The 23,518-nt window shown below is 43.8% G+C and carries 22 protein-coding genes; 8 read left to right on the plus strand and 14 right to left on the minus strand.

Translation table 11 applies throughout. The features are described 5' to 3' along the window. Positions 1–811: 811 nt before the first annotated feature. Complete coding sequence (locus AC1XUF_RS08600) at positions 812–1,828, minus strand: LacI family DNA-binding transcriptional regulator (protein ID WP_483341291.1); 1,017 nt, start codon at positions 1,826–1,828, stop codon at positions 812–814. Positions 1,829–1,974: 146 nt separating this feature from the next. Here AC1XUF_RS08600 and AC1XUF_RS08605 point away from each other — a divergent pair, with 146 nt between their 5' ends. The 4 genes from AC1XUF_RS08605 to AC1XUF_RS08620 all read left to right on the plus strand — a co-directional run bounded on the left by AC1XUF_RS08605 (position 1,975) and on the right by AC1XUF_RS08620 (position 6,655). Beyond that, positions 1,975–3,378, plus strand: coding sequence for a Gfo/Idh/MocA family protein (locus tag AC1XUF_RS08605; RefSeq protein ID WP_483341293.1), 1,404 nt, complete (start codon positions 1,975–1,977; stop codon positions 3,376–3,378). Positions 3,379–3,383: 5 nt separating this feature from the next. Beyond that, positions 3,384–4,142 carry a glucosamine-6-phosphate deaminase gene (locus tag AC1XUF_RS08610; RefSeq protein WP_483341294.1) on the plus strand — a complete coding sequence of 253 codons (759 nt, stop codon included), beginning with the start codon at positions 3,384–3,386 and terminating at the stop codon, positions 4,140–4,142. Between the two features lie 70 nt (positions 4,143–4,212). Then, positions 4,213–5,355, plus strand: a complete 1,143-nt coding sequence (locus tag AC1XUF_RS08615) for an acyltransferase family protein (protein ID WP_483341296.1) — start codon at positions 4,213–4,215, stop codon at positions 5,353–5,355. 4 nt (positions 5,356–5,359) lie between these two features. Beyond that, a complete protein-coding gene (locus AC1XUF_RS08620) occupies positions 5,360–6,655 on the plus strand; it encodes an alpha/beta hydrolase family protein (protein ID WP_483341297.1) in 1,296 nt (431 codons plus the stop codon). A gap of 18 nt (positions 6,656–6,673) precedes the next feature. Here AC1XUF_RS08620 and AC1XUF_RS08625 read toward each other — a convergent pair whose 3' ends face one another. The 4 genes from AC1XUF_RS08625 to accC all read right to left on the minus strand — a co-directional run bounded on the left by AC1XUF_RS08625 (position 6,674) and on the right by accC (position 11,330). Next, positions 6,674–7,756: a winged helix DNA-binding domain-containing protein gene (locus tag AC1XUF_RS08625; RefSeq protein ID WP_483341298.1), complete on the minus strand. Its 1,083-nt coding sequence runs from the start codon at positions 7,754–7,756 to the stop codon at positions 6,674–6,676. Continuing rightward, positions 7,753–8,421 (minus strand): 2-C-methyl-D-erythritol 4-phosphate cytidylyltransferase, encoded by a 669-nt coding sequence (locus AC1XUF_RS08630; RefSeq protein ID WP_483341299.1) that lies wholly within the window; start codon positions 8,419–8,421, stop codon positions 7,753–7,755. The genes AC1XUF_RS08625 and AC1XUF_RS08630 overlap by 4 nt, the downstream gene beginning before the upstream one ends. Before the next feature lie 84 nt (positions 8,422–8,505). Beyond that, entirely contained in the window at positions 8,506–9,555 is a 1,050-nt protein-coding gene (gene queA, locus AC1XUF_RS08635) for a tRNA preQ1(34) S-adenosylmethionine ribosyltransferase-isomerase QueA (RefSeq protein ID WP_483341300.1), read from the minus strand. A 269-nt stretch (positions 9,556–9,824) separates the two neighbouring features. Continuing rightward, on the minus strand, positions 9,825–11,330 hold the full coding sequence (accC, locus tag AC1XUF_RS08640) for an acetyl-CoA carboxylase biotin carboxylase subunit (RefSeq protein WP_483341301.1): 1,506 nt from the start codon (positions 11,328–11,330) through the stop codon (positions 9,825–9,827). A 509-nt stretch (positions 11,331–11,839) separates the two neighbouring features. On the opposite strand from accC, the gene AC1XUF_RS08645 reads away from it, so the two are divergent. The 3 genes from AC1XUF_RS08645 to AC1XUF_RS08655 all read left to right on the plus strand — a co-directional run bounded on the left by AC1XUF_RS08645 (position 11,840) and on the right by AC1XUF_RS08655 (position 14,572). Further along, positions 11,840–12,628 carry a hypothetical protein gene (locus tag AC1XUF_RS08645; RefSeq protein ID WP_483341302.1) on the plus strand — a complete coding sequence of 263 codons (789 nt, stop codon included), beginning with the start codon at positions 11,840–11,842 and terminating at the stop codon, positions 12,626–12,628. Between the two features lie 232 nt (positions 12,629–12,860). Beyond that, a complete protein-coding gene (locus AC1XUF_RS08650) occupies positions 12,861–14,132 on the plus strand; it encodes an aminotransferase class I/II-fold pyridoxal phosphate-dependent enzyme (protein ID WP_483341303.1) in 1,272 nt (423 codons plus the stop codon). A 260-nt stretch (positions 14,133–14,392) separates the two neighbouring features. After that, positions 14,393–14,572: a histone H1 gene (locus AC1XUF_RS08655; RefSeq protein ID WP_483341304.1), complete on the plus strand. Its 180-nt coding sequence runs from the start codon at positions 14,393–14,395 to the stop codon at positions 14,570–14,572. A 56-nt stretch (positions 14,573–14,628) separates the two neighbouring features. On the opposite strand, the gene AC1XUF_RS08660 is transcribed toward AC1XUF_RS08655, so the two are convergent. The 3 genes from AC1XUF_RS08660 to AC1XUF_RS08670 all read right to left on the minus strand — a co-directional run bounded on the left by AC1XUF_RS08660 (position 14,629) and on the right by AC1XUF_RS08670 (position 16,013). Continuing rightward, the gene (locus AC1XUF_RS08660; protein ID WP_483341305.1) at positions 14,629–15,042 is read right to left on the minus strand and encodes a MaoC family dehydratase; all 414 of its coding nucleotides are present in this window, start codon (positions 15,040–15,042) and stop codon (positions 14,629–14,631) included. Positions 15,043–15,109: 67 nt separating this feature from the next. Then, positions 15,110–15,481, minus strand: a complete 372-nt coding sequence (locus AC1XUF_RS08665) for an HPF/RaiA family ribosome-associated protein (protein WP_483341306.1) — start codon at positions 15,479–15,481, stop codon at positions 15,110–15,112. 229 nt (positions 15,482–15,710) lie between these two features. Next, positions 15,711–16,013, minus strand: a complete 303-nt coding sequence (locus AC1XUF_RS08670) for a DUF4286 family protein (RefSeq protein WP_483341307.1) — start codon at positions 16,011–16,013, stop codon at positions 15,711–15,713. Positions 16,014–16,166: 153 nt separating this feature from the next. Here AC1XUF_RS08670 and AC1XUF_RS08675 point away from each other — a divergent pair, with 153 nt between their 5' ends. Further along, positions 16,167–16,586 (plus strand): cytochrome B, encoded by a 420-nt coding sequence (locus AC1XUF_RS08675; RefSeq protein WP_483341308.1) that lies wholly within the window; start codon positions 16,167–16,169, stop codon positions 16,584–16,586. A 63-nt stretch (positions 16,587–16,649) separates the two neighbouring features. Here the strand turns inward: AC1XUF_RS08675 and cysM are convergent, their stop codons facing one another. The 6 genes from cysM to AC1XUF_RS08705 all read right to left on the minus strand — a co-directional run bounded on the left by cysM (position 16,650) and on the right by AC1XUF_RS08705 (position 23,477). Continuing rightward, entirely contained in the window at positions 16,650–17,522 is an 873-nt protein-coding gene (gene cysM / locus AC1XUF_RS08680; RefSeq protein WP_483341309.1) for a cysteine synthase CysM, read from the minus strand. An 89-nt stretch (positions 17,523–17,611) separates the two neighbouring features. Beyond that, the gene (locus AC1XUF_RS08685; protein ID WP_483341310.1) at positions 17,612–18,823 is read right to left on the minus strand and encodes an alpha/beta hydrolase family protein; all 1,212 of its coding nucleotides are present in this window, start codon (positions 18,821–18,823) and stop codon (positions 17,612–17,614) included. 78 nt (positions 18,824–18,901) lie between these two features. Next, on the minus strand, positions 18,902–19,633 hold the full coding sequence (locus AC1XUF_RS08690) for an alpha/beta fold hydrolase (protein WP_483341311.1): 732 nt from the start codon (positions 19,631–19,633) through the stop codon (positions 18,902–18,904). A gap of 67 nt (positions 19,634–19,700) precedes the next feature. Then, positions 19,701–21,419 (minus strand): AMP-binding protein, encoded by a 1,719-nt coding sequence (locus AC1XUF_RS08695; RefSeq protein WP_483341312.1) that lies wholly within the window; start codon positions 21,417–21,419, stop codon positions 19,701–19,703. Between the two features lie 125 nt (positions 21,420–21,544). Beyond that, entirely contained in the window at positions 21,545–22,054 is a 510-nt protein-coding gene (locus AC1XUF_RS08700; RefSeq protein ID WP_483341313.1) for a GNAT family N-acetyltransferase, read from the minus strand. A 31-nt stretch (positions 22,055–22,085) separates the two neighbouring features. Next, positions 22,086–23,477 (minus strand): hypothetical protein, encoded by a 1,392-nt coding sequence (locus AC1XUF_RS08705; protein ID WP_483341314.1) that lies wholly within the window; start codon positions 23,475–23,477, stop codon positions 22,086–22,088. Between the last annotated feature and the right edge of the window lie 41 nt (positions 23,478–23,518).

Raw genomic sequence — 23,518 nt, forward strand, 5'->3', positions numbered from 1 at the left:
CCAAAAATGGGGGCTTCTCAAGGGTCTTCATATTTACATAGAAGAAAAGAACCTTTCTACCTACTGACTATTTGCAATCAGCGGGTACGCCTTGTATCGAGCGCCGTCGGTGGGAAGTCAGGGATACAGGTGAGATAAGGTCAGGAAAGGAATGCAGTGCAAGAGGAACTCGAATGACCAAAGAGTTTGCTCATTTTTTAAACTTGGCTGGTTGGGGTTGTATTGATAATAGTTCCTTCTGTGCTTTGAAATAGGCGAACATTTCCATTTTGGGCCCCAAACAATTATCAGCTGCAATATAATTGGATCGCCGAAGCAAGACGATATCAGCGATTTACAAGGCTGGATTCAGCGTGAACATGCGGCGAATGACTTTTATACTTCAGAGCACAGGTTCGTATTTAGGCATTGCCCAACTTTACTATCCAATTGCGAGCTGTACCCCTGTAACCAACAAAGCTGCAAAAGCCGTGGAGGCTCATTGGTTGCCATGATCAACTATGCAAGCGGGCTCCGTTATTTAGGGTTTGGAAAAAGATCCAGAGCGTATTGAAGGATTATGGTAGGTATAAGCGGAGCATGGTTGCCAATATTGGCGGCCGCCGCTGCGGATTGATCGTTAACTGATGGTTTTTAAAGGCATCGCGGTTATTGATCACTTTCACATGCTGAAGCCGACATATGATGACGTCCAGGAAACCTATATTTATTGCATTTGGCGGGCACTATGTTCGATATCTTCTATATTTTCTGCTTGGCCAGAACGCACTTCTTAAATGCGAGCAATGGGGCTCAGTCATGATAGCAGTGTTTACCAGCCGTGCCGTTTGGTGGATTCACGGATAATCAGCTCTGTTGGAAGGACAACCTCCTGAATGGGATAACTGCTTTTCTGTATATGGCGGATTAATATCTCACAGCACTTTTTGCCGATTTCGTATGCAGGTTCGGCTATTGTTGTGAGAGATGGAGATATTATTTCTGAAATTGGATCATTTGTAAAACCTATTATACCCATTTCCCTGCCGGTTTCGATTTTCATTTTTTTGAGGGCCAGCATTGCTCCTATGGCTTTCCGGTCGTTAACTGCGAAAATGGCATCGGGAATTGTTTCGAGAGCAAGAATTTTTTGGAGATCTTGGAAACCGTCTTCCTTGCTGAAACCGGAATGTATTATACCAGTAGAATGGAGGTCATGTTTCCGAAGGGTGTCATGATATCCCCGTAAACGATTCTGCGTAAGACTCAGATTCCCAGGACCTGTGATGTGGGCGATTTTCTTGTATCCTGATTGCACCAAATGTTCGGTTGCTATGCACGCACCATTGTAATCATCCTGCAATACTCGTGAGGCATTCAGCGCAGCTGGGAAACGGTCAAAAAACACGACCGGGAAACCTTCATCAATCAAGTCCTGAAAATGTTTAAAGGATTGCGTATTGGAGGTAATACAAACCAGTATGCCATCAACGCTGCCAGGTGATAACTCTTTTACTATTTTTTCTTCCCACTCCGCGGAGTCGTTGGTTACATACAGAATAACCTGATAACCTTTTTCGAAAGCATCTTCCTGGATCCCTGTAATTACGGTTGAGAAATAGTAGTTAGTGATGGACGGAATTATGATCCCTATTTTATGGCTACTTCTTTTCACTAAGCCTGTAGCATTAAAGTTAGGGCGATAATTGATCCGCGAAGCGGTTTCAATAACCCGCAGTTTGGTATCCTCACTTACGTCATGCGTGTTGCGGAGGGCGCGGGAGACTGTTGACACAGATATCTGTAAAGCCTTCGCAATGTCTTTAATTGTGGCGTATCGTTTAGCCATGTACTGTTTGGAATGTCCTGAGTTAATTAGTTCGCTCCGATAACGTTCTCGCAACTATTTTAAGTAAATATCCGAAATGCCAGTCTAAAACATTGTAAAATTGTAGAAACGCAAGAGTTTTTCAGTTTAATTTAAATAACTGCAAAATGAAAAAAAGAGAATTCCTCAAAATGGCAGGCTTGGGTGGGATAAGTTTGACAAGCAAGAAAATTGGATCCCCTTCTAGTCTATTTGGAGGTAATGAAAATGTACAAAAGCAGGTTTTTAACATGAGTGGTTATGCTGCTCCAAAGATTGATACAGTCCGGATCGGATATATTGGATTGGGAAACAGAGGTAGTGGGGCGATCAAACGAATAGTGAATCTCGATCATGTCGAGGTAAAGGCCGTTGCTGACATCGTGCCGGAGAAAGTTGCCGCTGCTAAAAAGCAATTGGAATCCACGGGTCATTTGGTGGAGACCTATTCTGGTTCGAAGGATGCCTGGAAAAAGCTTTGTGAAAGGAAGGATCTCGACCTGATTTACATCTGTACACCATGGAGCCTGCACGCTCCGATGGCTCTTTACGCAATGGAACAGGGTAAGCATGTGGCTGTTGAGATTCCTGCCGCAACCACTGTCAGCGACTGCTGGAAGCTAGTTGAAACTTCTGAACGCACTAAAAAGCACTGCATGATGCTCGAAAATTGTTGTTATGATTTTTTCGAGTTGCTGACGCTGAATATGGCAAGACAGGGTTTTTTTGGGGAAATAGTCCATGTAGAAGGAGCTTACATTCACGATATATTTGATTCTCTTTTCGAAAAAGACAAAAGGTTTGATTTATGGAGACTCCGGGAAAACGAGCGTAATGGAAATTTATATCCAACACACGGACTTGGGCCGATAGCCCAGATACTTGATATTAACCGTGGAGATAAGATGGACTTTCTTGTATCCATGAGCAGTAATGACTTTATGTTACAAGCCAGAGCCGATGAGCTGGCCCTCAAAGACCCTGATTTTAAGGAGTTTGCTGGCAAACGATTTCGTGGAAATATGAATACCACTACGATCAAAACAAGCAAAGGCAAAACAATCATGTTGCAGCACGACGTCTCATCACCGAGACCATATTCCCGCTTGCATCTGGTAAGCGGTACGAAGGCATCTGCACAAAAATATCCGCTCCCCGAAAATGGACAAGAAGGCCGAATTTCACAGGGTCATGAATGGGTTAGTGAAAGTGATTTTAAAGCACTTGAAGAAAAGTACCGACCTGAAATCGTAAAGAGAATCGGAGAATTGGCGAAGAAGGTTGGCGGACATGGCGGAATGGACTTTTTGATGGACTGGCGGCTCATAGATTGCCTAAGAAATGGTCTGCCACTGGATCAAGATGTATATGACGCGGCTTCCTGGAGTGTAATTTCTCCGTTGAGCGAGTGGTCGGTGGCAAACAAATCTAATTCCATTGATATCCCTGATTTTACAAATGGCGCATGGAAAAAGAACAAACCAGTTGATATTGCATTGAATGAAGGTGGAAATACAGGAGTCAAATCATAACTCGGATGAAAGTTGTTATATCGGATAATAAGGAGGATTTAGGGCGGCTGGCAGGGGCGTATGCAGCGAAGGTGATCAAGAATACAATTGCAGAAAAGGGAGAAGCCAATGTAATCCTGGCTACAGGTACAAGTCAATTTGAAACACTATCACACTTAATCGAGGATAAAGAGGTGGATTGGAGTAAAGTTACCATGTTTCATTTGGATGAGTATATAGGTCTACCGTTATCTCATCCGGCGAGTTTCAGGAGGTACCTGAAAAGTCGGTTTTTATCAAAAGTACCGCCCCTCAAAGCCAGCTATCTGATTAATGGGGAGGGGGATCCCGTCGTAGAAATTTCAACCTTGAAAAAAATAATTAGTGAGCATCCCATTGATATTGCACTGGTGGGGATAGGGGAAAACGGACACCTTGCCTTTAACGACCCTCCCGCCGATTTCTTAACAGAAGAGCCTTATCTCGTCGTTAATTTGGATGAACCATGCCGTAGACAACAGATGGGAGAGGGATGGTTTGCATCGATTGGCGAAGTTCCGTTGCAGGCTATCAGCATGTCTGTAAAGCAAATCATGAAATCGCAACATATTATTTGTTCAGTGCCTGATATGCGAAAGGCCATTGCGGTAAGGAATAGCATTGAGAATAAAGTGAGTAACGAATTCCCGGCAAGCATTCTGCAGCAACATCCTAATTGCACCTTTTTTCTTGATAGAGATTCGTCGAGCCTTTTACTTGGGAAAGAAATCAGTATAGAGGAATAATATTGCAAGGAAATAGGCAGTAAGAGTCAGATAATCAATTTCTTATAGTGTAAATTGTAACAGTGATTTGATGGAAGCACCATTCGAAACCAAGCAGCTTGAAATCAAGCAAGCCAATTCTTCAACAAGGCTTGCGTCCATAGATGCATTACGAGGTTTCGATATGCTGATGATTTCCGGCGGAGGGGCATTTATTTTTTTATTGGGTGGGAAAACAGGTATACCCATTATTGACTGGGTTGCGTCCCAGTTCGAGCATCCTGCTTGGCATGGATTCACTTTTTTTGATTTCATTTTTCCCTTGTTCCTTTTTCTGGCAGGGACCTCTATGACATTCAGTATTACAGGTGGTATCGCTAAGGGAATCAGCCATGCCGACCTTAGGAATAAGCTTTTCAAAAGAATGTTAATCCTTATTGCCTTAGGTATCCTTGATAAAAATGCGCCGATCGATGTTTTTGATCCGGCGCACATTCGCTACGGAAGTGTGTTGGGCCGCATCGGCCTTGCTACCTTTATTGGTGCTATTTTGTATATGAAATATTCCTGGAGACAAAGGCTTTATATTGCATTGGGCATTTTGGCATTGTATTATCTCGCTTTGCTGCTAATACCTGTGCCGGGCTTTGGACCAGGAGATTTCTCTTTTGAAGGAAACCTGATAGGATGGTTTGACCGAAGCTTCATGCCCGGAAAACTCAAACAAGGTACGTATGATGAATTGGCTCTGCTAACCCAATTTCCCGCATTGTGTTTGACCATCTTTGGAACCCTGGCAGGCGATGTTCTTCAGAAGGCAATTCCTTCAACCGAAAAATTGAAACAACTGCTTCTGCTGGGAGTCACAGGAATTATCGGGGGAATAGCATGGAATTACGCTATTCCTATCAACAAACATCTTTGGTCCAGCTCTTTTATAATGCTGACCTCAGGAATGGCCTTTACATTGCTCACCATTTTTTATTGGATAATCGACGTGAAGGGTTACAGTAAATGGGCGTTTTTTTTCCGGGTCATCGGGATGAACTCACTAGTCATTTATTTGGCCGTCAGATTTGTGGATTTTAACTATACTTCTAAGCTGCTTTTTGAAGGTTTCTATAAATACGCTCCTGAAAAATGGCATGAGGTATATAACGCCCTTGGAGGCTTCGTACTGGTATGGCTTTTCTTATATGTACTATATCGTCAAAAAATCTTCGTAAAGGTTTGAGATTATGAAAATAGATCAAGACGAAAACGGGGATATCAAAAGACGACAATTTGTTAAAGCGACAACGCTTGGTTCACTGACTCTTCTCAAGGGTAAAAACCTATTCACGGAGATTTTTTCCTCAGAAAAACAGAACATGATGTCCATATCGTCAGAAAAGAGCTTAATTGGCGGCTACGGCCCCTGGGCGGCATCTCTTCTACCTGCAATGCCCCCTTTGTCATTTCGTAACAGTCATTTCAAAGACATTGCAAAATGGAGAAAAGACACATTAACTAAGGTTCGTGAACTCGTTGCCAGTCCACCCAAGGGCCAGTTACCAGAAGTAACGGTTGTTAGAAAATACACTTACGATGGACTGGACATTGAAGAGCTTACTTGGAAATTGTCTTATGGAAGGCCAACCAGCGCGGTAGTTTTAAAGCCAAAAGGAACAAATAAACCCCTGCCAGCAATCGTAGGATTGCACGATCACGCAGGCAAAAAGTATTTTGGATTAAGAAAGATCGTTAAAACTTCGGACGACCAGCATCCACTTCTTAAGGAACACCAGGAAACGGATTACGGAGGTAAAGCATGGGCAAATGAAATAGCCAGACGGGGATACGTTGTGATGGTTCACGATGCCTTTGCATTCGGTAGCCGACGTGTTTATTATGAAGATGTAAAGGGATTGGATTGGGGCGAAGTGAATACCAGTGGCAAGAGTGATATTGATCCTGAAAAGAGTGAAAATATTGAGACTTACAATAAGTGGTCGTCCGAACACGAGCACGTAATGTCCAAATCGTTATTTAGTGCCGGTACCACCTGGCCCGGTGTTTTTTTGTCGGAGGATCAGATTGCCCTGGATATTTTAAGCAGCCGTGAGGATGTTGATCCAAGACGTATCGGATGTGCCGGGCTATCGGGCGGCGGACTAAGGACAGTTTATCTGGGTGGCCTGGATGAAAGAATCAAATGTGCGGTCTGCATTGGATTTATGACAACCTGGGCCGACCTGGTTCTTAATAAATCGTTCAATCATACCTGGATGACTTATACGCCATTATTACCGCAATATCTTGATTTTCCTGAAATTCTGGGTCTACGGGTGCCTCTACCCACCCTGGTGCAAAATAACAATCAGGATGAACTTTACACTTTGTCTGAAATGAAAAGGGCGGATCAAGTACTTGGTGAGGTGTATAAGAAAGCCAATGCTCCTGAAAAATATATCGCCAAATTTTATGACGGACCGCATAAGTTCGATGTCCAAATGCAGCAGGATGCCTTCGACTGGTTTGATAAATGGCTCTGATATGGAGCGAATAACTGCTTACATCCAATTAACAGAGGAAACTTTCTTCATCAGGTATTTACCAAACTTTCGGGCCTCTACCTCGACTGAATGTTTTGTCGACAAGCTCAGTTTTTCAAACGGAAATAATTCAAGCTGGACGGAATCTTTTTTTATCACCCTTTTCCAGGTTCCCTTCACCTTTCCTTTGATGACAATGGTTGGCATGAACACGCCATTGTTGCCTGGAATGATCTTTTGCAAGTGGGACTTCTCCAAAATAAGAGACCTGTCGGTGTACCCCATCATATATTCGTCAAAACCGGGAAGCAGTAGGGCCGAATTGAACTTTGCGACATCAGGAAGGTCCGGTGCGTGCCAGTAGATTTTTCCATCAACCTCGGATGATTCAAGTTTTGATTTCGCCAGATTAACGCCGATTTTCGCGTCGGACACTTTCAGTCCTGTCCACCAGATGAAATCGTTGAGAGTGGCCGGTCCGTGGCCGACAAAGTAGCGCAGAGCCAATTCGCAAAGCGCGTCTTCTCCTTCCAAGTCTTTCGAACTTGTTACCCAGTCGTCGAAAAGAGCGTAGGTAGGTTGTTTCTCGTTGTGGGTGCCGTGGCAGATTATCTGCTTTTGCGCCAGATAATTGATGATATGGATACCCCGCAGCCCGGCTGTGGAAATCCCATTTTCCTCCAATAATTTGAAGGCTTCCTTACGCATAAGTTGCTTTCCTCCTGTCATTGCGTTAATAAGCAAATCCATACTTTGCTCAAAGGCCTTTTCATTCAGATTTAACTGCTTGTGGCGACCTGCCGATCCTGCAATAATCCTGGGTGTCAGTAATTTAAGCATCCAGCGTGCATCTTCTGATGCCACGAAATGCAAAGTACCTCGCATCGGCCAGGTGCGGATAATGGAACGAGCAGCCAATGCCTTATCAATATCCAGCTCTGTACCTCCCTTTATCCTTAGTCCAATTGACCATTTCGCCCCTAGGTAATCCTGTGCCTGGGCAGCGCCAAGCCATGATACAACTTCTTTTGGTGAGTTAAAGCGTTGATCAGCAACCAGCTGGTTATATAACCTGATATGGATGATGTCATTGATTGTCATGGCTTTAAATAAACTTCCGCCCAAAGTAAATCCTCCGGGGTAGTGATTTTTATATTCTCGTAACTTCCTTCTATCAAATGGATCGAATATCCCGCAGCCTCAAGGACGCTGGCGCAGTCGGTGAATGTTTCCTGATAAGGTGCTGCAAAGGCCCTCCGCATCCAGTCGAGACGAAAAGTTTGCGGCGTCTGGATCAAGCGAAACTTAGTCCGGTCGAGTGCTTTGTTTTCATTTGAGTGATGAACTTCTCTTATGGAGTCTTTCAAAGGAACGCTTACGACTGCAGTACCGAAACGCTCGGCCTGCCTAAAACTGTCAGCAATAATTTCTTTGAAAATGATGGGCCTCACACCGTCGTGAACGGCTACAAGTCCATCAGCTGCAATGCTGTTTAAGCCATTCTGCACCGAATGAAAACGTGTCTCCCCTCCTTTTACAAGAGTAAAGATTTCAGGGAAATCATGCTTAACACACAATTCGTTCCAGAAATTGAATTGATTTTCAGGCAGGACGAGAATGATATGGAGATCATCAGAATAACGTCTGAAAGCCTTGATTGTATGCATTAAGACAGGAAGTCTGTGAATGGTCAGAAATTGTTTCGGAATATCGCTTTTCATTCTGCTCCCCGATCCCCCGGCAACTATAATGGCATGTTCCTGCATACGGTAGCTATTTAAAAAAAAGTCATTTATGTTAAGGACCAACAGTCCCTAATATAAATGACCACTTCATTTAAAGAGGAAATTTTATACGATCAGCATCGCGTCACCATAGGTGAAAAATTTGTACTTCTCCTTGATTGCCATCTCGTAGGCTTTCATCACCAGATCAAAACCGCCGAATGCACATGCCGACATCAGAAGAATGGATTCGGGCAGCTGAAAATTGGAAAGCAATGCATTTGCGATCTTGAAATCATACGGCGGGAACACAAATTTGTCAGTCCATCCTTCAACTGGTTTCAGATGTCCGCTGGCAGATACGGAAGATTCAATGGCTTTAAGAGAGGTGGTGCCTACAGCACAAATTCGTTTTTTTCCATCAATGGCAGCGTTGACTATATTGGCGCTGCTCTGGCTGATCCTGTAATTTTCGGAATCCGTTTTATGTTTGGTCAGATCCTCAACGTCAACTGTCCGGAATGTTCCAAGGCCGACATGTAAAGTAACCGGAGCAAAGTTCACGCCTTTGATTTCGAGGCGCTTCATGATTGCCTTTGTAAAATGCATTCCAGCGGTTGGAGCCGCAACTGCTCCTACATGCTCAGCGAAAATGGTCTGGAAACGTTCCCGATCCGCGGTTTCAACTTTACGTCGTGAAATGATCTCAGGAGGAAGCGGCGTCTCGCCAAGTTCATCCACCAGTTTCATAAATGCGTCGTTGTCACCGTCGTATAAGAAACGTATCGTGCGGCCACGGGAGGTCGTATTGTCTATTACTTCTGCCACGAGGTCACTGTCCCCAAAATAAAGCTTGTTGCCCACCCGTATTTTACGTGCAGGATCAACCAATACATCCCAAAGACGCATTTCTCGGTTCAGTTCGCGTAGTAGAAAGACTTCAATTTTAGCCCCTGTTTTTTCTTTTTGGCCATAAAGCCGCGCAGGGAAGACTTTAGTATCGTTAATGGCCATTACATCGCCATCGTCAAAGTAGTTAATGAGGTCGGCAAACGTTTTATGTTCGATTTCCCCCGTTTTACGATGAACAACCATCAGTCGGGATTCGCCGCGGTCAGAAGGATGAAGGGCAATAAGACTTTGAGGGAGATCAAACTTAAATTCGGATAGCTTCATAGCTGGATAATCTGTGAATATCTTAGTCGTAGGACAATATGGTAATCAAACGAATTTTCAGAAGGCGAACTGTTGACCATTCATTTAATTCTCTTATAACTTTTGAACGGTTTGTCTGAAAGACCTTTTCTTCATCATTAAAGAAAATTTGCCAATGGGCATACTTGCAGGCACATTCCAAATTGCATTAATTTTGGCAACTCAGCATTACAAAAATTTAAGACCGCAAAAGTAAGGATTTTTATGCGAAAATCCAATAAGCTAAAACCCTAATTACGACGCATGCGTCGCAATTGCCATTGAGATGTAGGGGCCGTCTGTTCCTCATTTTGAATCAGTTCGGGGCTTTGCGCATTGTTTACTAGGAAGGCAGAAATTAATGCGGCAAGCTCCTGAGTTTTCGGGTCATGACTTGGTTTAATTATATCCGGGTGGAAGTATCTGGCTACAAAATTGGTATCAAAGGTGCCGGATATAAAGGCTGGGTGCGTCATTACAAAACGACAGAAGGAAAGGGTGGTTTGCACACCTGAAATGTGATATTCATCGATCGCACGTATCATTTTTGCGATTACCTCCTCCCTGTTTTCCCCATAAGTGATCAATTTGGCGATCATTGGATCATAATAAATCGGAATATCCATACCTTCTTCAAAGCCGTCGTCAACCCTTACCCCGTTTCCATCAGGTTTGACATAAGTAGACAGTTTTCCCACATCTGGAAGAAAACCGTTGGAAGCATCTTCGGCATAAACCCTGATTTCAATAGCATGGCCTTTGATCGCGAGATCTTCCTGCATGATTTCCAGAGGGCGGCCTTCTGCTATCCTGATCATCTGTCTTACCAGGTCAATTCCCGTGATTTGCTCGGTAACGGGGTGTTCCACCTGCAAGCGGGTATTCATTTCCAGAAAATAGAAATTCTGGTTCTCGTCTAGTATGAATTCCACCGTGCCCGCACCATAATATCCGCAGGAGCGGGCAACGTCGACGGCGCAGCGACCCATTTCTTCCCGGATCTCAGCGGTTATCGAAATAGACGGAGCTTCCTCAACCACTTTCTGATGGCGGCGCTGTACCGAACATTCCCGCTCAAACAAGTGGATGATGTTGCCGTGCTGATCACCTAAGACCTGGATTTCAATATGCTTTGGAGAGGTTATGTATTTTTCAATAAAGACGGAGCCATCGCCAAATGAAGATTGCGCTTCACTAACTGCACGGGCCATTTGCTCATCAAACTCAGCCTCATTTTCTACCACCCGCATCCCTTTCCCACCGCCTCCAGCACTTGCTTTGATCAAAATCGGATATCCAATTTCGGTCGCGATCTGTTTCGCTTCCTGCACATCCTGAATCGCCGTAGATGTGCCGGGAACCATCGGGATATGATACTTCGACGCGGCTTGTTTGGCGGCCAGCTTACTCCCCATAACTTCAATTGAAGCTGCCGATGGACCTATGAAAATGAAGCCTGCATCCTTGACTTTTTGAGCAAAAACGGCATTCTCTGACAAAAAGCCATAACCCGGATGAATCGCGTCGACATTCAGGTCACGGCAGACCTGAAGTATCTTTTCGGCATTCAAATACGATTCGGACGAAGGCGGCGGTCCAATGCATACGGCTTCATCGGCATATCTGACATGCGGGGATTTCCGGTCGGCCTCGCTAAACACTGCCACAGTAGCAATACCCATTTCTTTCGCCGTACGCATAATCCGGAGCGCAATTTCGCCGCGATTGGCAATAAGTATTTTTTTGATTGAAGGCATCAGAGTAAAATATGAGTCAGAAGTCAGTACTCATAAAAGTATCATGCTAGCTGCGCACTACTCGGCATAAATCAAAGTGGTTTCTTTCCGGTAAATAATTGACCGACTACCGATGGATTTTTAAAGACTGAAATTGTCTTGGTATGAGGCTTTCGGGCAAATTACTACTCCCGGCACAGGAAATCTATTTACCGAAAAATCCATTTGATAAAACACGAATTTGAAGAAAGGCAGTAAAGTGGAAAAGCTCGATTTTTCCTACGAGCTTGACTCCGAAGGTTATGTTCACAAAGCGAATGTTATTAAGGACGAGAAGGCGACAATTTAACGTATAGCAACATTGACATTTACATTTCTCGCCGATGTCTTTTCGCAACGTATGGGTTATGTACCAAAAAAATCGACCGATGGATAAGTCTTGTGCACCGGCAGATAACTAGACGACCTTCAAGCTAGCTGCGGTAATTAAGCAACTATAATTTTAGCATTACACCCAAAAGCACAAGGTAATGAGAAACCATAATCGTAAAAATCTGCTTACTTACTTTATCGGAACATTAGCAACGGTATTTGTCTTTTTTTCTTGCGATGATCACCCTCTTCCGCAAGATCCAGACATACTACCGGTTCCAGTTGTAAATGATCGACTATTGCTCTCTACAACATATCTTGGTCAGGAGATAACCAACATCGAATACAATATTGACAAAACGCCAAAGAAGTATGTATACGGAACGTTCACTGTGAACATCACATACGGGCAGAACCTGGTTACTTACCTATGGATACAGAATGGGGAAAAGATCTTAGAAGAACTCTATTCTATTGACAAAGGAATTGCGCAGAAGTTAACCACTAACTATTATGATGTGAATGGTAACCTAACAGGTAGCAGTGAAACCAGATTTACTTACGAGAAAGGGTTGCTTGTAAAACAGAATTTTTTTCAAAACGGGTTGCCAAATGGCTCAGCTAAAATGTTCTACGACGCTGACGGAGATATGGAACATTTTGAGACGTACGATAGTAAAGAGGTTATGACGAGGAAAAGCACGTTCACTTACTATAAAGATCTCCCGGATAAGTCTGGATCTCTTGGGCAATTTAACACAAGTATGTCAGGCACTTTGTTTCCAAGGGAAGCGAAACACATGATAAAAACCCGGGTAAACGAGTTTAACGGCAAGATTTCGAATTTCGATTTTTCTTACGATCTGGATGCCGATAAGTATGTGGTTAGTGGCAAGACTACTGAAAATGCCGTGATTGTTCAGACCTGGATAAACGTCTGGCAGTAGTAGGCGCTCGACGAAAAACCATACTACCTTCTGTAGTTTTAAGCCCTCGGCGAATGTATTTGCCGGGGGCTTTCCGTGTGGTATAATGAAAAAATAACAATAACGGGTTTTTGATATTTTGCTAACTTACGGGACACAGCTGTACGTTGATGCATTAATATAAGCTTAAATTTTTTATTTTTGCATTTATCTAACATTTGTAATCATTGTTACCCACATAAAACAGAAGAGAGTGGATATTTTCGAGAAATTGCGCAACAACTCAGGTCCGATAGGAACACCGGCAAAAATGCTGAATAGCCATCATTATTTTTCATTTCCGATGTTGGAAGGAGAGTTGGGCCCGCGCATGAGGTTTATGGGACGTGAGGTGTTGAACTGGAGCCTTAATAATTATTTAGGCCTTGCAAATCATCCGGAAGTTCGTAAAGTAGATGCAGAGGCAGCTGCTAAGTGGGGTTTAGCCTATCCGATGGGAGCGAGAATGATGTCGGGCAATTCTACGCTACACGAGATTCTTGAAAAGGAACTGGCTGAGTTTGTTGGTAAAAAGGACGCATTTCTTTTGAATTATGGCTATCAGGGTATTATGTCCGCAATCGAATGTCTCTGTGACCATAAAGATGTAATTGTGTATGATGCCGAATCACACGCGTGTTTGATCGATGGCATCCGTTTGCATAAGGCAAAATTAGGCGAGTATTATAAGTTCAACCATAATGATATGGTTAGTCTTGAGAAAAACCTCATCCGGGCTACCAAGCTTGCAAATGAAAAAGGTGGAGGTGTGCTTGTTATTACCGAAGGGGTGTTCGGAATGTCCGGGAAGGTTGGCGATTTGAAAGCAATCGCTGAGCTCAAGAAAAAATACGATTTCAGGCTATTGGTCGATGATGCACATGGTTTTGGTACCATGGGAGCAACAGGTGCAGGAGTTGGTGAAATGCTTGGTGTGCAAAAAGAAGTTGACCTCTATTTTTCCACATTCGCTAAATCTATGGCGGCAATCGGTGCTTTTATCGCCTCGGACGATCCCGAAATCATCATGTTCCTGAAATATAATATGCGTTCACAAACCTATGCGAAGGCGCTTCCGATGCCTTATGTAGAAGGTTGCCGCAGACGCCTGGAGATGGTAAAGACCATGCCGGAACTTCGCTCGAAACTGTGGGAAAATGTCAGAGCCATGCAGGACGGGTTACGGAAGAGGGGATTCAATATCGGGGAGACCGAATCGCCCGTAACGCCGGTTTTTCTTCACAGTGAAGGAGGGGTTCCGGAGGTTACGCGTATGGTTCGGGATTTAAGGGAGAATATGGGTGTTTTCTGTTCCATTGTCGTTTATCCGGTCGTTCCAAAAGGTCAAATCATGTTGCGGATCATTCCTACGGCGGCGCATACGCTTGAAGATGTGGAGTATACATTGAATGCGTTTACAACTTTGGCGGATAAACTTAAGAACCGTGTGTACCAGATAGAGGATGTTCAGGAAGTTGTAGAGTAGTACAAAAAATAGGCTTTTTTCGCAATTAGAGGGCATTTACACAGAGTGTCCTCTTTTTTAGTGTATTTGTTGTTAATTTTTGCTTTTATATAAGTTGTTGGTATTCAAAGATTTAACCGATTACAATCGGATAATTGCATTTTAGAGGTGTTTTTTTTTGTTTTTTGGATTGTGAAAATGCTTTTAATTACTAAATTTCGGTCAAAACATGCGTTTTTGGCGTGTTAGAGGCATTTTTAAACTAAAAAACAAAAGAAAACATGACAAGATTTGAGGAAGTAAAAGATCTTATCCTTTCGCTGGAAGGAGATTTCGATAAGTTTTATGCAAAAGGCAACCAAGCTGCTGGTACCCGCGTTCGTAAGGGTATGCAAGACCTAAAAACATTAGCTCAGGATATTCGTGCAGAGGTTCAGAACAAGAAGAACGCAGGCGAATAATTTAAGAAGCACACGGAAAATCTTTGAGGCCGGGTCAGCTAACCCGGCCTCATTTTTTAGAATTTTTCCCGGTTGATCATGGTTGCCACCCCTTTGGTGGTTACTTTCCCTGTTACAATATCTACCAATTCGGTGGAAATATCTGCCATATGTTTTTCAGCATTGATGGATACGATCCTGAAAACAGCCTTATAGTCTGTTTCAACAAACATCGGTCTTAAAAACTCAAGTGTCTGCTTCACGTAAATCGACCCGTAGCCGGGGAACTGTGTGCCCAATACCTTGGTAAACACCGTGGCGCCGAGCATGCCGTGAATAATCGGCCTTTTGAACGGCGTGGCAGCCGCATATTCGGCATCAAGGTGGATCGGATTATTATCACCGGTGAGGTCTGCGAAACTTTGTACCTCGCTTTGGGTAAAGCGAAATGGATATTCAAAAGTGGAATCAACAACAGGTTCTATTTGCATAATGGTAAGGATTAAAACAAAGGAAGCCGCCTTTCCAGGCGACTTCCTTTGTTTTATATATATGGTTTTATTCTTCGGTTTCTTCTGCCAAAACGATTACACCGTCTGCTTCCCCATCGGTAACTTTCGGCGCTCGTGCATTATTCCTCTTATTTTTAAATTTTTTAACCTGCATTTTTAAAGTATCTATTGCTAAATCTGTAGCTTCCTCAAAAGTAGTCCCTTGCTCTCTCACAAACATGGTTCCACCCGGAACATAAAGTTTAACTTCAAGAAGCTTGGTATGTAGCTTGGCATTATCACTCTTATCAAGCCTTAGGAATACTTCTCCGCTGGTAATGCGATCATAGAAGGTATCCAATTTATCTAATTTCTGCTGAATGAAATCCAGTAGTTTGGGATCGGCATCAAAATGAATTGCTTGCATCTGCAGTCTCATAAGCACATTGTTTTAAGGTAAAACATATTTCCAATCCGTCTTTCTTCAATATCCGTGCCTGGCTCGGGAGAACTTGAAATTCTTGTAAATAAACACCTCAAGACAACCAGCGGGCATCTGATTTGCTTCAACGGTAAATTAAATAAAGGGAAATATTGAGCCAATGTCAAGTAATACGGCTTGTTTTTAATGATATTTATAGGCCTTACGGGAAGTCCTGAAAGGGGCATCAAGCTTCCTCCAAAAGTGTTCGGAAGGATACATATTTACCATTAAACAGCTCATGGTGACGTTCCTGAAAGGGGGATTGGTGATGTGTTTGATATGCAAGAAAATCTTCCATAGTCAGGAAGGAAAATTGGGTGGTATAGGTAGAGCCTTCGTTGTCAATTTCGGTCAGCAACCTCAGCAATTTGCATTCCAAAGGCACGCCTGTTTCTAATATAGCTGGTATATGAATGTCTTTCATGTAATTCAGCCAATCTTTTTCAGCGTCATGGCTGATGTTGACTGTGATGTTATAAATAATCATTTTGTAAGATGTTTGATCTTGTAAACCGGCAAATATCTGTTTATTATTTCAGAATAACTGCAAACGGTTGAATGCAGGCTTGCTGCATTTGGGCGATGGATGAATGCGCGTTACATTTGCATGCTTGTACTTATTCACCATAATCGTTTTACCATGAATATTCTTTTACGGGCCCACTCGGGACTTCGTTATGTAGTATTGGGCCTATTAATTGCGGCTATTTTTGCTGCTTATTCCAATTGGCAAAATTCAAAGGAGGGCGATAGTAAGCTTTACCTCTTTGCCTTGATCGCAACACATACTCAGCTGCTCATTGGTTTGATCCTTTACGTCATGAGCGCTAAAGTGAATTTTAAGCAACTGAGTGTGGCTGTTTTCAGGTTCTATTCGGTTGAACATGTTCTGATGATGGTTATCGCTGTAGTACTGATTACCATAGGAAGATCCCGTTCCAAAAAATTGAGCGGAGCGGATAAGCACCGGACGGTACTGTATTTTTACGCAATGGCGCTTATCATCATTCTGGTTGCTATTCCCTGGCCATTCAGAAATCTCGGGGCTGGATGGTTCTGAAGAGGATTTATTTTCGGCAGTCAAGCCTGCAACCTAAATTCGAAAGCTGACTGCCGAAAGTAACTACCCGAACAAATCACTCGAAAGATACCGGTCACCTCGATCACAGATTATGAAGACAATTACTCCCGCAGTTAACTCCTTTGCCAGCTCAACTGCTGCCCATGCCGCGCCGCCACTACTCATCCCGGCAAAAACAGCCTCTTCTTTTGCCAGTTTGCGGGTCATTGTCACTGCATTTTCCTGAGTCACTTCTACCACACGATCTACACGGTTTCGTTCGAAAATTTTAGGCAGATATTCGGGCGGCCACTTACGGATACCTGGAATACTTGATCCATCAGTCGGCTGGCATCCGATGATTTGTATAGCGCTATTCTCTTCTTTCAGATAGCGGGAAACACCCATAATAGTCCCGGTGGTACCCATGGAAGAAACAAAGTGGGTAATTTTCTGATTGGTGTCCCTCAGGATTTCAGGACCGGTAGTGCGATAATGCGCTTTCCAGTTGTCGGGATTGGCAAATTGGTTAAGCATGAAATAATTACCCGCTGAAGCCTTCTCTTCTGCAAAGTCCCTGGCGCTCTCCATTGTCTCCGTCAGGATCACTCTTGCACCGAAGGCTTCCATGGTCAGTACCCGTTCTTTTGTTGAGCTTTGAGGCATAATAAGCTCTATTTCAAGATCAAACAGCCTCGCAATCATAGCAAGGGCAATGCCTGTATTTCCGCTGGTCGCTTCTATCAGCTTCATTCCCGGCTTGATCTCCCCGCGTTCAAGCGCGCCCTGGATCATACTGAAGGCAGCGCGGTCCTTCACGCTCCCCCCTGGATTGTTCCCTTCCAGTTTTCCGAAAATTTTAACGTTGGGGTTGGGATTGATTTTTTTTAATTCAACAAGCGGCGTGTTACCGACCAGATCAAGCAATGAGGACATCAGATTGTAATTCGTGTTGCAGAAATTAACACCAAAAATCAAAGAATAGTTACTCTATTCAGTTGGTAGATTGCAAATATAAGCGATAATCACTTTGTTGAGGTGAAAAATGCCAGTGTGCCAGCCAGGAATGTGACAATGGAAGTACTATGATCACCGCCCGGAACAGTGATAAGCTGCACGTCGGCCGCACCGAGCCCCTTCATTGTGTTATATGCTTTTTCGGAATTGAAATAGAACACCAGTTTGTCGGCATCGCCGTGAAAAAGCCTCGTTGGTGTCTTGGGCTTCCAGTTGTAAACATCATTATCGCCAATTGCAGCTATAAATCCTTTGTCCGTGCCGTCGTTCAGGTCTTTTTTAAATGAATCGGTCAGAATGGTGTTGAAACTTTGATTGATTGAAATATTGAATCCATTGGATGCGATAGCCGAAGCGAATGGCTCTTTAAAGTAGTAGGAAGTCGGACGGTTTAGACCGTAAATTCTGTCGTATGTCAATAAAACCCAAAGGTAAAGTACATTGTAAGAGGAAATACCATGTGTTGTGTTATTGATCACATACTCCATGAAAGCTGTTTTATCATAAGCCCCGGCACCGCAGCTCGATGCCCTCAGGTTGAATTCAGCTGATGCTTCTTCTTCGATCTTTTTTTGAAGGCACATGGTCGCATAACCTCCCTCCGAATAGCCCGCCACATAAAGTTTTTCGTCCCATTTGACTGCGGTTTGTCCTTTTAAAAACTCTTTGGCAGCACGAAGCATATCCAGTGTCGAGGAAGCCAGGCTTGCACGGTGTTCGTATGGATGCGGGTAATCCTTGGACGCTCCGTAGCCGATATAGTCCGGATAAGCAATAATGTAACCCATTGAACCAAATAGTGAGCCGAAAGAAGCAGCTTCGCCACTGTCGCTAAAATTGGAAGGTGCAGAAGCGTCCTCGCGGATCGTTCCATGCTGTATACTGATCATTGAAGCAGTCTGATCAGTATTCGGAAGGATTAAGGCACCGGATGCAGTAATGTCAGCGCCATCCGTATTCTTTGTTTGGTACGTGATCTTATAAACTTTTATTCCGTTTTTAACATAAGCAGCAAGCAATGGATTAAGTGCGTTGGCCTTTACTGTGACCTGATCTTTAGTAAGCTCAGTGATAACACTGCTTTCCTTGAGGTATTTATTCTGTTCAACCGGGTCGACAGGAGCCGGATTATCGGTCTTGCAAGCATTCAGTAAAAGCAGGATCCAGATCAGGACCAGGGAAATTCTTTTCGGGTAAGAGAAAGGAGTAAAGTTTTGCATAGATAAAAGACAGGTCAGCGTTCCGAGATACATAACGAACGCCGACCTGATTTCGATGATACAAAGATTGATTTATTATTAAATTTTGCCCATATACCAGTTAATCATGCGCGCTGTGGCATCCGGACGTTCTACCATTCCCATATGCCCTGCTTCTGCCAGAATAAACGGGTAACTTCTTTTGGGATACTCAGATAACCCGATCAAGCTTTCGAAGGGGATGAGCTTATCCTGCATTCCAATGATAAATAGCACCGGAAAGGGCATTGAGGATAAAACAGCCGTTCTGTCGGGGCGGTTTCTCATGGCAATCATTCCGGCAATCAGTGCTTCTGCAGGAAGCTTTCCGAAGCGCGCAATGTGGTCACTTACTTTCTCGGGAAACAGTTCTTTGTAACGATCCCCGAACATATTGGGTCCGGTATTTTTAATAAAAGATGCACTTCCATGATTCCGGAGCAATTCGGCCATTTTATTGCGCTGTTGTTTCTTCGATTCATCGTCGGCGTAGGCGGTTGAGTGAAATAGCCCAAACCCGTCCAGCATATCCGGATATTTTTCAGCAAAAGCCAGAGCGATGTAACCACCCATCGAATGGCCGATCAAAGTGCATTTTTTTATCGTCGCATTGGTTAGAAATCGATGTAATTCGTCTGCATAATCTTCGACAGACTGACAGAAAGTAAAGAGCGAAATATTGGGCCTGACAATCGTGAAATACTCGTTGAGATTGGCATCTACACTGTCCCAAATGGTATCATCTACGCCATGTCCGTGCAATAGAACCAGCGTTTTACGGTGTAAATTCATATATATTAGCTTTCAAGGTTGAGAACTTGTTTGGCTAAATATACATAAACCTCGTACCAGTTGGCTTCTAGCTACCAACTTTCGTCAATTCTTCTTCACGTAGAGCCCTTCTCAAAATTTTACCAACATTCGTTTTGGGAAGCTCGGTACGGAACTCAATTTTTCGGGGGCATTTATAACCTGTGAGATTTTCTTTGCAGTAGGCTTTGATCGTTTCCTCAGTCAGCGAGGGATCTTTTTTTACTACATATATCTTCACCAATTCTCCTGACTTTTCATCAGGAATCCCTACGCAGGCTACTTCCAGCACACCCGGGCATTGAGCTACAACATCTTCTACTTCATTGGGATAAACATTAAACCCTGATACGAGGATCATGTCTTTTTTGCGGTCGACGATCTTGAAAAATCCATCGGGATCTTCGATGCCGATATCCCCCGTTTTGAACCATGTGCCGCTTTCGTTTTCCAATATAACTTTCGCGGTTTCGTCCGGGCGATTGTAATAACCCAGCATAATCTGCGGCCCTTTCGCGCATATTTCCCCCTTTTCACCCAAACTTGCCCAAGTGTTGTCCTCTTTCAAAATTCGCATCTCGGTACTTGGGAAGGGGAGGCCGATCGTTCCGGGCTTGTGAAGGCCGTTGAGGGGATTAACGGACAAAACAGGAGAAGTTTCCGAAAGCCCGTAGCCCTCAACAAGCGGGCATCCGGTTACTTTTTCCCAACGTTCCGCAACGATTTTCTGAAGCGCCATACCTCCTGCAATTGTAATTTTCAGGTCTTTAAAATCGATGGAAGCGAAATCGGGATTGTTGAGAAGTCCATTGAACAGCGTATTAAGCCCGGGGAAAATATTGAACTTGAATTTTTTCAATTCTTTCACAAAGGCTGGTATGTCTTTCGGATTGGTGATCAGAATATTCAATGCTCCCCATTTGATCCCGCATAAACCATTGATTGTCATGGCAAAAACATGGTACAGAGGCAGTGCTGCAACCAGTGTGAGCTGGCCCGAAGTTTCCGAGTTTCTCATTTTTGACATTAACCACTCGTTGATCCCTTCCACATTGGCGATCAGGTTGCGATGGGTCAGCATGGCGCCTTTTGAAACACCGGTGGTTCCCCCTGTATATTGAATGAATGCAACATCAAGACCAGAAATGTGTGGCTTTTTGTACGTAAGTCCTGAACCTATTGACAACGCTGTGCTCAAACTGACAGCGTTTTTCAAATGAAAGGCCGGCACAAGCTTTTTGACGTACTTTACTACAGTATTGACAATCAGTTTTTTAGGAAAGCCAAGCAGATCACCTATTTCAGTGGTTATGATGTGCTGAATATCTGTGTTGTCAATGATCTTTTCAAGGTTGTGAGCAAAGTTGGCCAGAATAACAATTGCTTTAGCACCCGAATCCTTGAACTGATGCTGCATTTCCCGGGCGGTATAAAGTGGATTTGTATTAACGATGGTCAGGCCGGCCCTTAGCGCACCCATCATCACAACCGGATATTGCAAGAGGTTTGGCATTTGCAGGGCAATACGATCGCCCTGCTGCAAGCCTATACTTTGTAAGTAAGCGGCAAAATTTTCAGATAGAATAGCTAGTTTCCCGAAGGTAATCTCCTTAGCCATATTGGTGTAAGCAGGTTCGGAGGCATGCTCCCTGAAGCTGATTTCCATCATTTCCAGCAGGGAAGTGTAGGCATCGGGGTTTATTTGATATGGAATGCCCTCAGGATAATTTTTAAGCCAGGGAAAGGATTCTTTTGATATTGCAACCATAATATTTTAATAGCCAAGGGTACGGGACAGGGGATATTCAAAAATTAAGGTAATTAATTAAGACAAAACTTTATTTAATCAGTGCAATTATTTTTGAATGCGCGAAGAAAGAACGGATTGATTTGCTATCGGCGGGTAATTTCCCAGCGCCAGAGTAAACCCTCTTCCGCGTCGTTTACGTCTTCTGTCTGTACAAACCCGATTTTTTCAAGAATATGTGCCGAAGCATTTTCTTCTGCGAGAGTATGAGCCAGTACTTTTCTGACTGCACTGTGGTTGAATGCGTGATCCAGAAGACCCTTGGCGGTTTCGGTTCCCAGGCCTTTTTTTCGGTGCGAAGGCATGATCTCGTACCCTATTTCCACCATTCCGTTGGAGTCTGGCTCGCCCTTGTACCCGCAAGAACCAATCAGCTGATTATCCGGAATGTAGATGATAAGATAAACCCACCAATCACGAAGTGGCGGGTGGGCTTTCCATCGATGGTATGAAGGTGTGAATGTATCTCGAAATTCCGTCCACTTTTTGGGGACGTTAACGCCCATCACGCGGGCAAGCGTATTATTTCCCATGCGGATTGCGTCGTAGAGTGTATCGTCGCAGGGCACTAACCTTAAATGAGGGGTTTCAATCATAAAAGCGAAATCAGCCCCCCAATTTAAGAAACTATGAATTGTTTTCGTCAAAGCGATCGGTAATTGCTTTCCGTATGGCCTGATGCGGACGCATTCCTGAGCTCTTAGCCCGGGGCACTTGCCTGTCGGCAGAAGCATTTGATTTGGCCCGGAGGGCGAGGTTTGAAACCGTCAGATGACTATCTCTCCATGAATCGTATTCTTCTTCGGTCATTACATCCCGGCTTACTTTACCATGTGCATATCCATCGCCAAACGATTGAATACGACTGTCTGTCAATGCCCGCTTACGTTCATTTTCCAATTCTTCAATTTCCGCTTTAATCCTGGATTCCTCTTCTTTCAGCTCCTCGAGCTTGGGCATGACCGCTATATCGTTTTCATAAATGCTTTTTTGCGTCATATGCTGGGTAACCGCTGGCTGCAAAGATTCGATCTGTTTCAAGATCCGCTTCCTCCGGCGCCGCAGTGTGGCGAGTTTTGGGTCAATTTGTAGCCATCGGTACCAGAATCCCTGCAGAACCGGCAGCGCCATTCCCAACGAAACCGCACCGGCAACCGCAAAAAGTACACCGCTCAATACAAAAGATAGCAATGCCCATGGGCTGTTCACCAGGTCTAGGTTTAACTGGTCGGAATTGCGCAGTGCTTCTTCAATTTTATTGGTCAGTTCAGGACTATTGACTGGAGCCCCTGTTAAGGGATCAACTGCATTAAGCTGAAGGTTTTTTACGGATTTGTTAATTGCTTCTTTCAGCTTGTCAGTCCGGTATGCCTCGTATCTGAACCATCCGAGAATGATCAGGGTAACTATGGCAAAAATGGATAGTACAAGCTTAAACCCTGCATATCTGGATCTTGCCTTGGGGGATTCATCTTTATGATAGGGTTCTTCCACCAAGCGATCGTATGCTGGTTTTAAAAGGATCGATAACATCGCCAGACCGATCGCAAAAGCCCAGGCCTCATTGCTATTTCTGATATTCAGGGCATATGCTACGATTTCATGTGAGATGATCAGATCGCCTGCAATGAAGGAGATGCCGGCTGCCAGGAATATCAATCCCGCAACAAGGGAGTAGGAAGGAGCTTTTGCCAGCCTCCGTTCTCTAAGCCCTTCGGTTTGTTTGTCAATATCGGTAACGGCAGTTTCCAGGTCTTTCATTTGCCTTGCAGCATTGTTAAGCCCCATTACTTCATTTTGTAGTTTATCGTAGGCCGACTTATGCTGCTGTGTAGTTTCCTGCTGCTTACCTCTGACCGAGATTAATTCCTCTTTTTTAGAATTAAGTCTTTCCTGGATCCAATCGTGATTGACGTCGCTGGACAAATAGGCCTCATAAACATCTCGTTCAATGCCCTCTATTCCACGGGTGTAACCACGTTGGTAATCGCCATTTTCATTTGGATTTTGCTCGTTCATGACCTCTTATTTTGGTTGATCGATTTGGAGTATTGTAAAAA

The organism is Dyadobacter sp. HNCC25DJ185 (genome assembly GCF_056895195.1).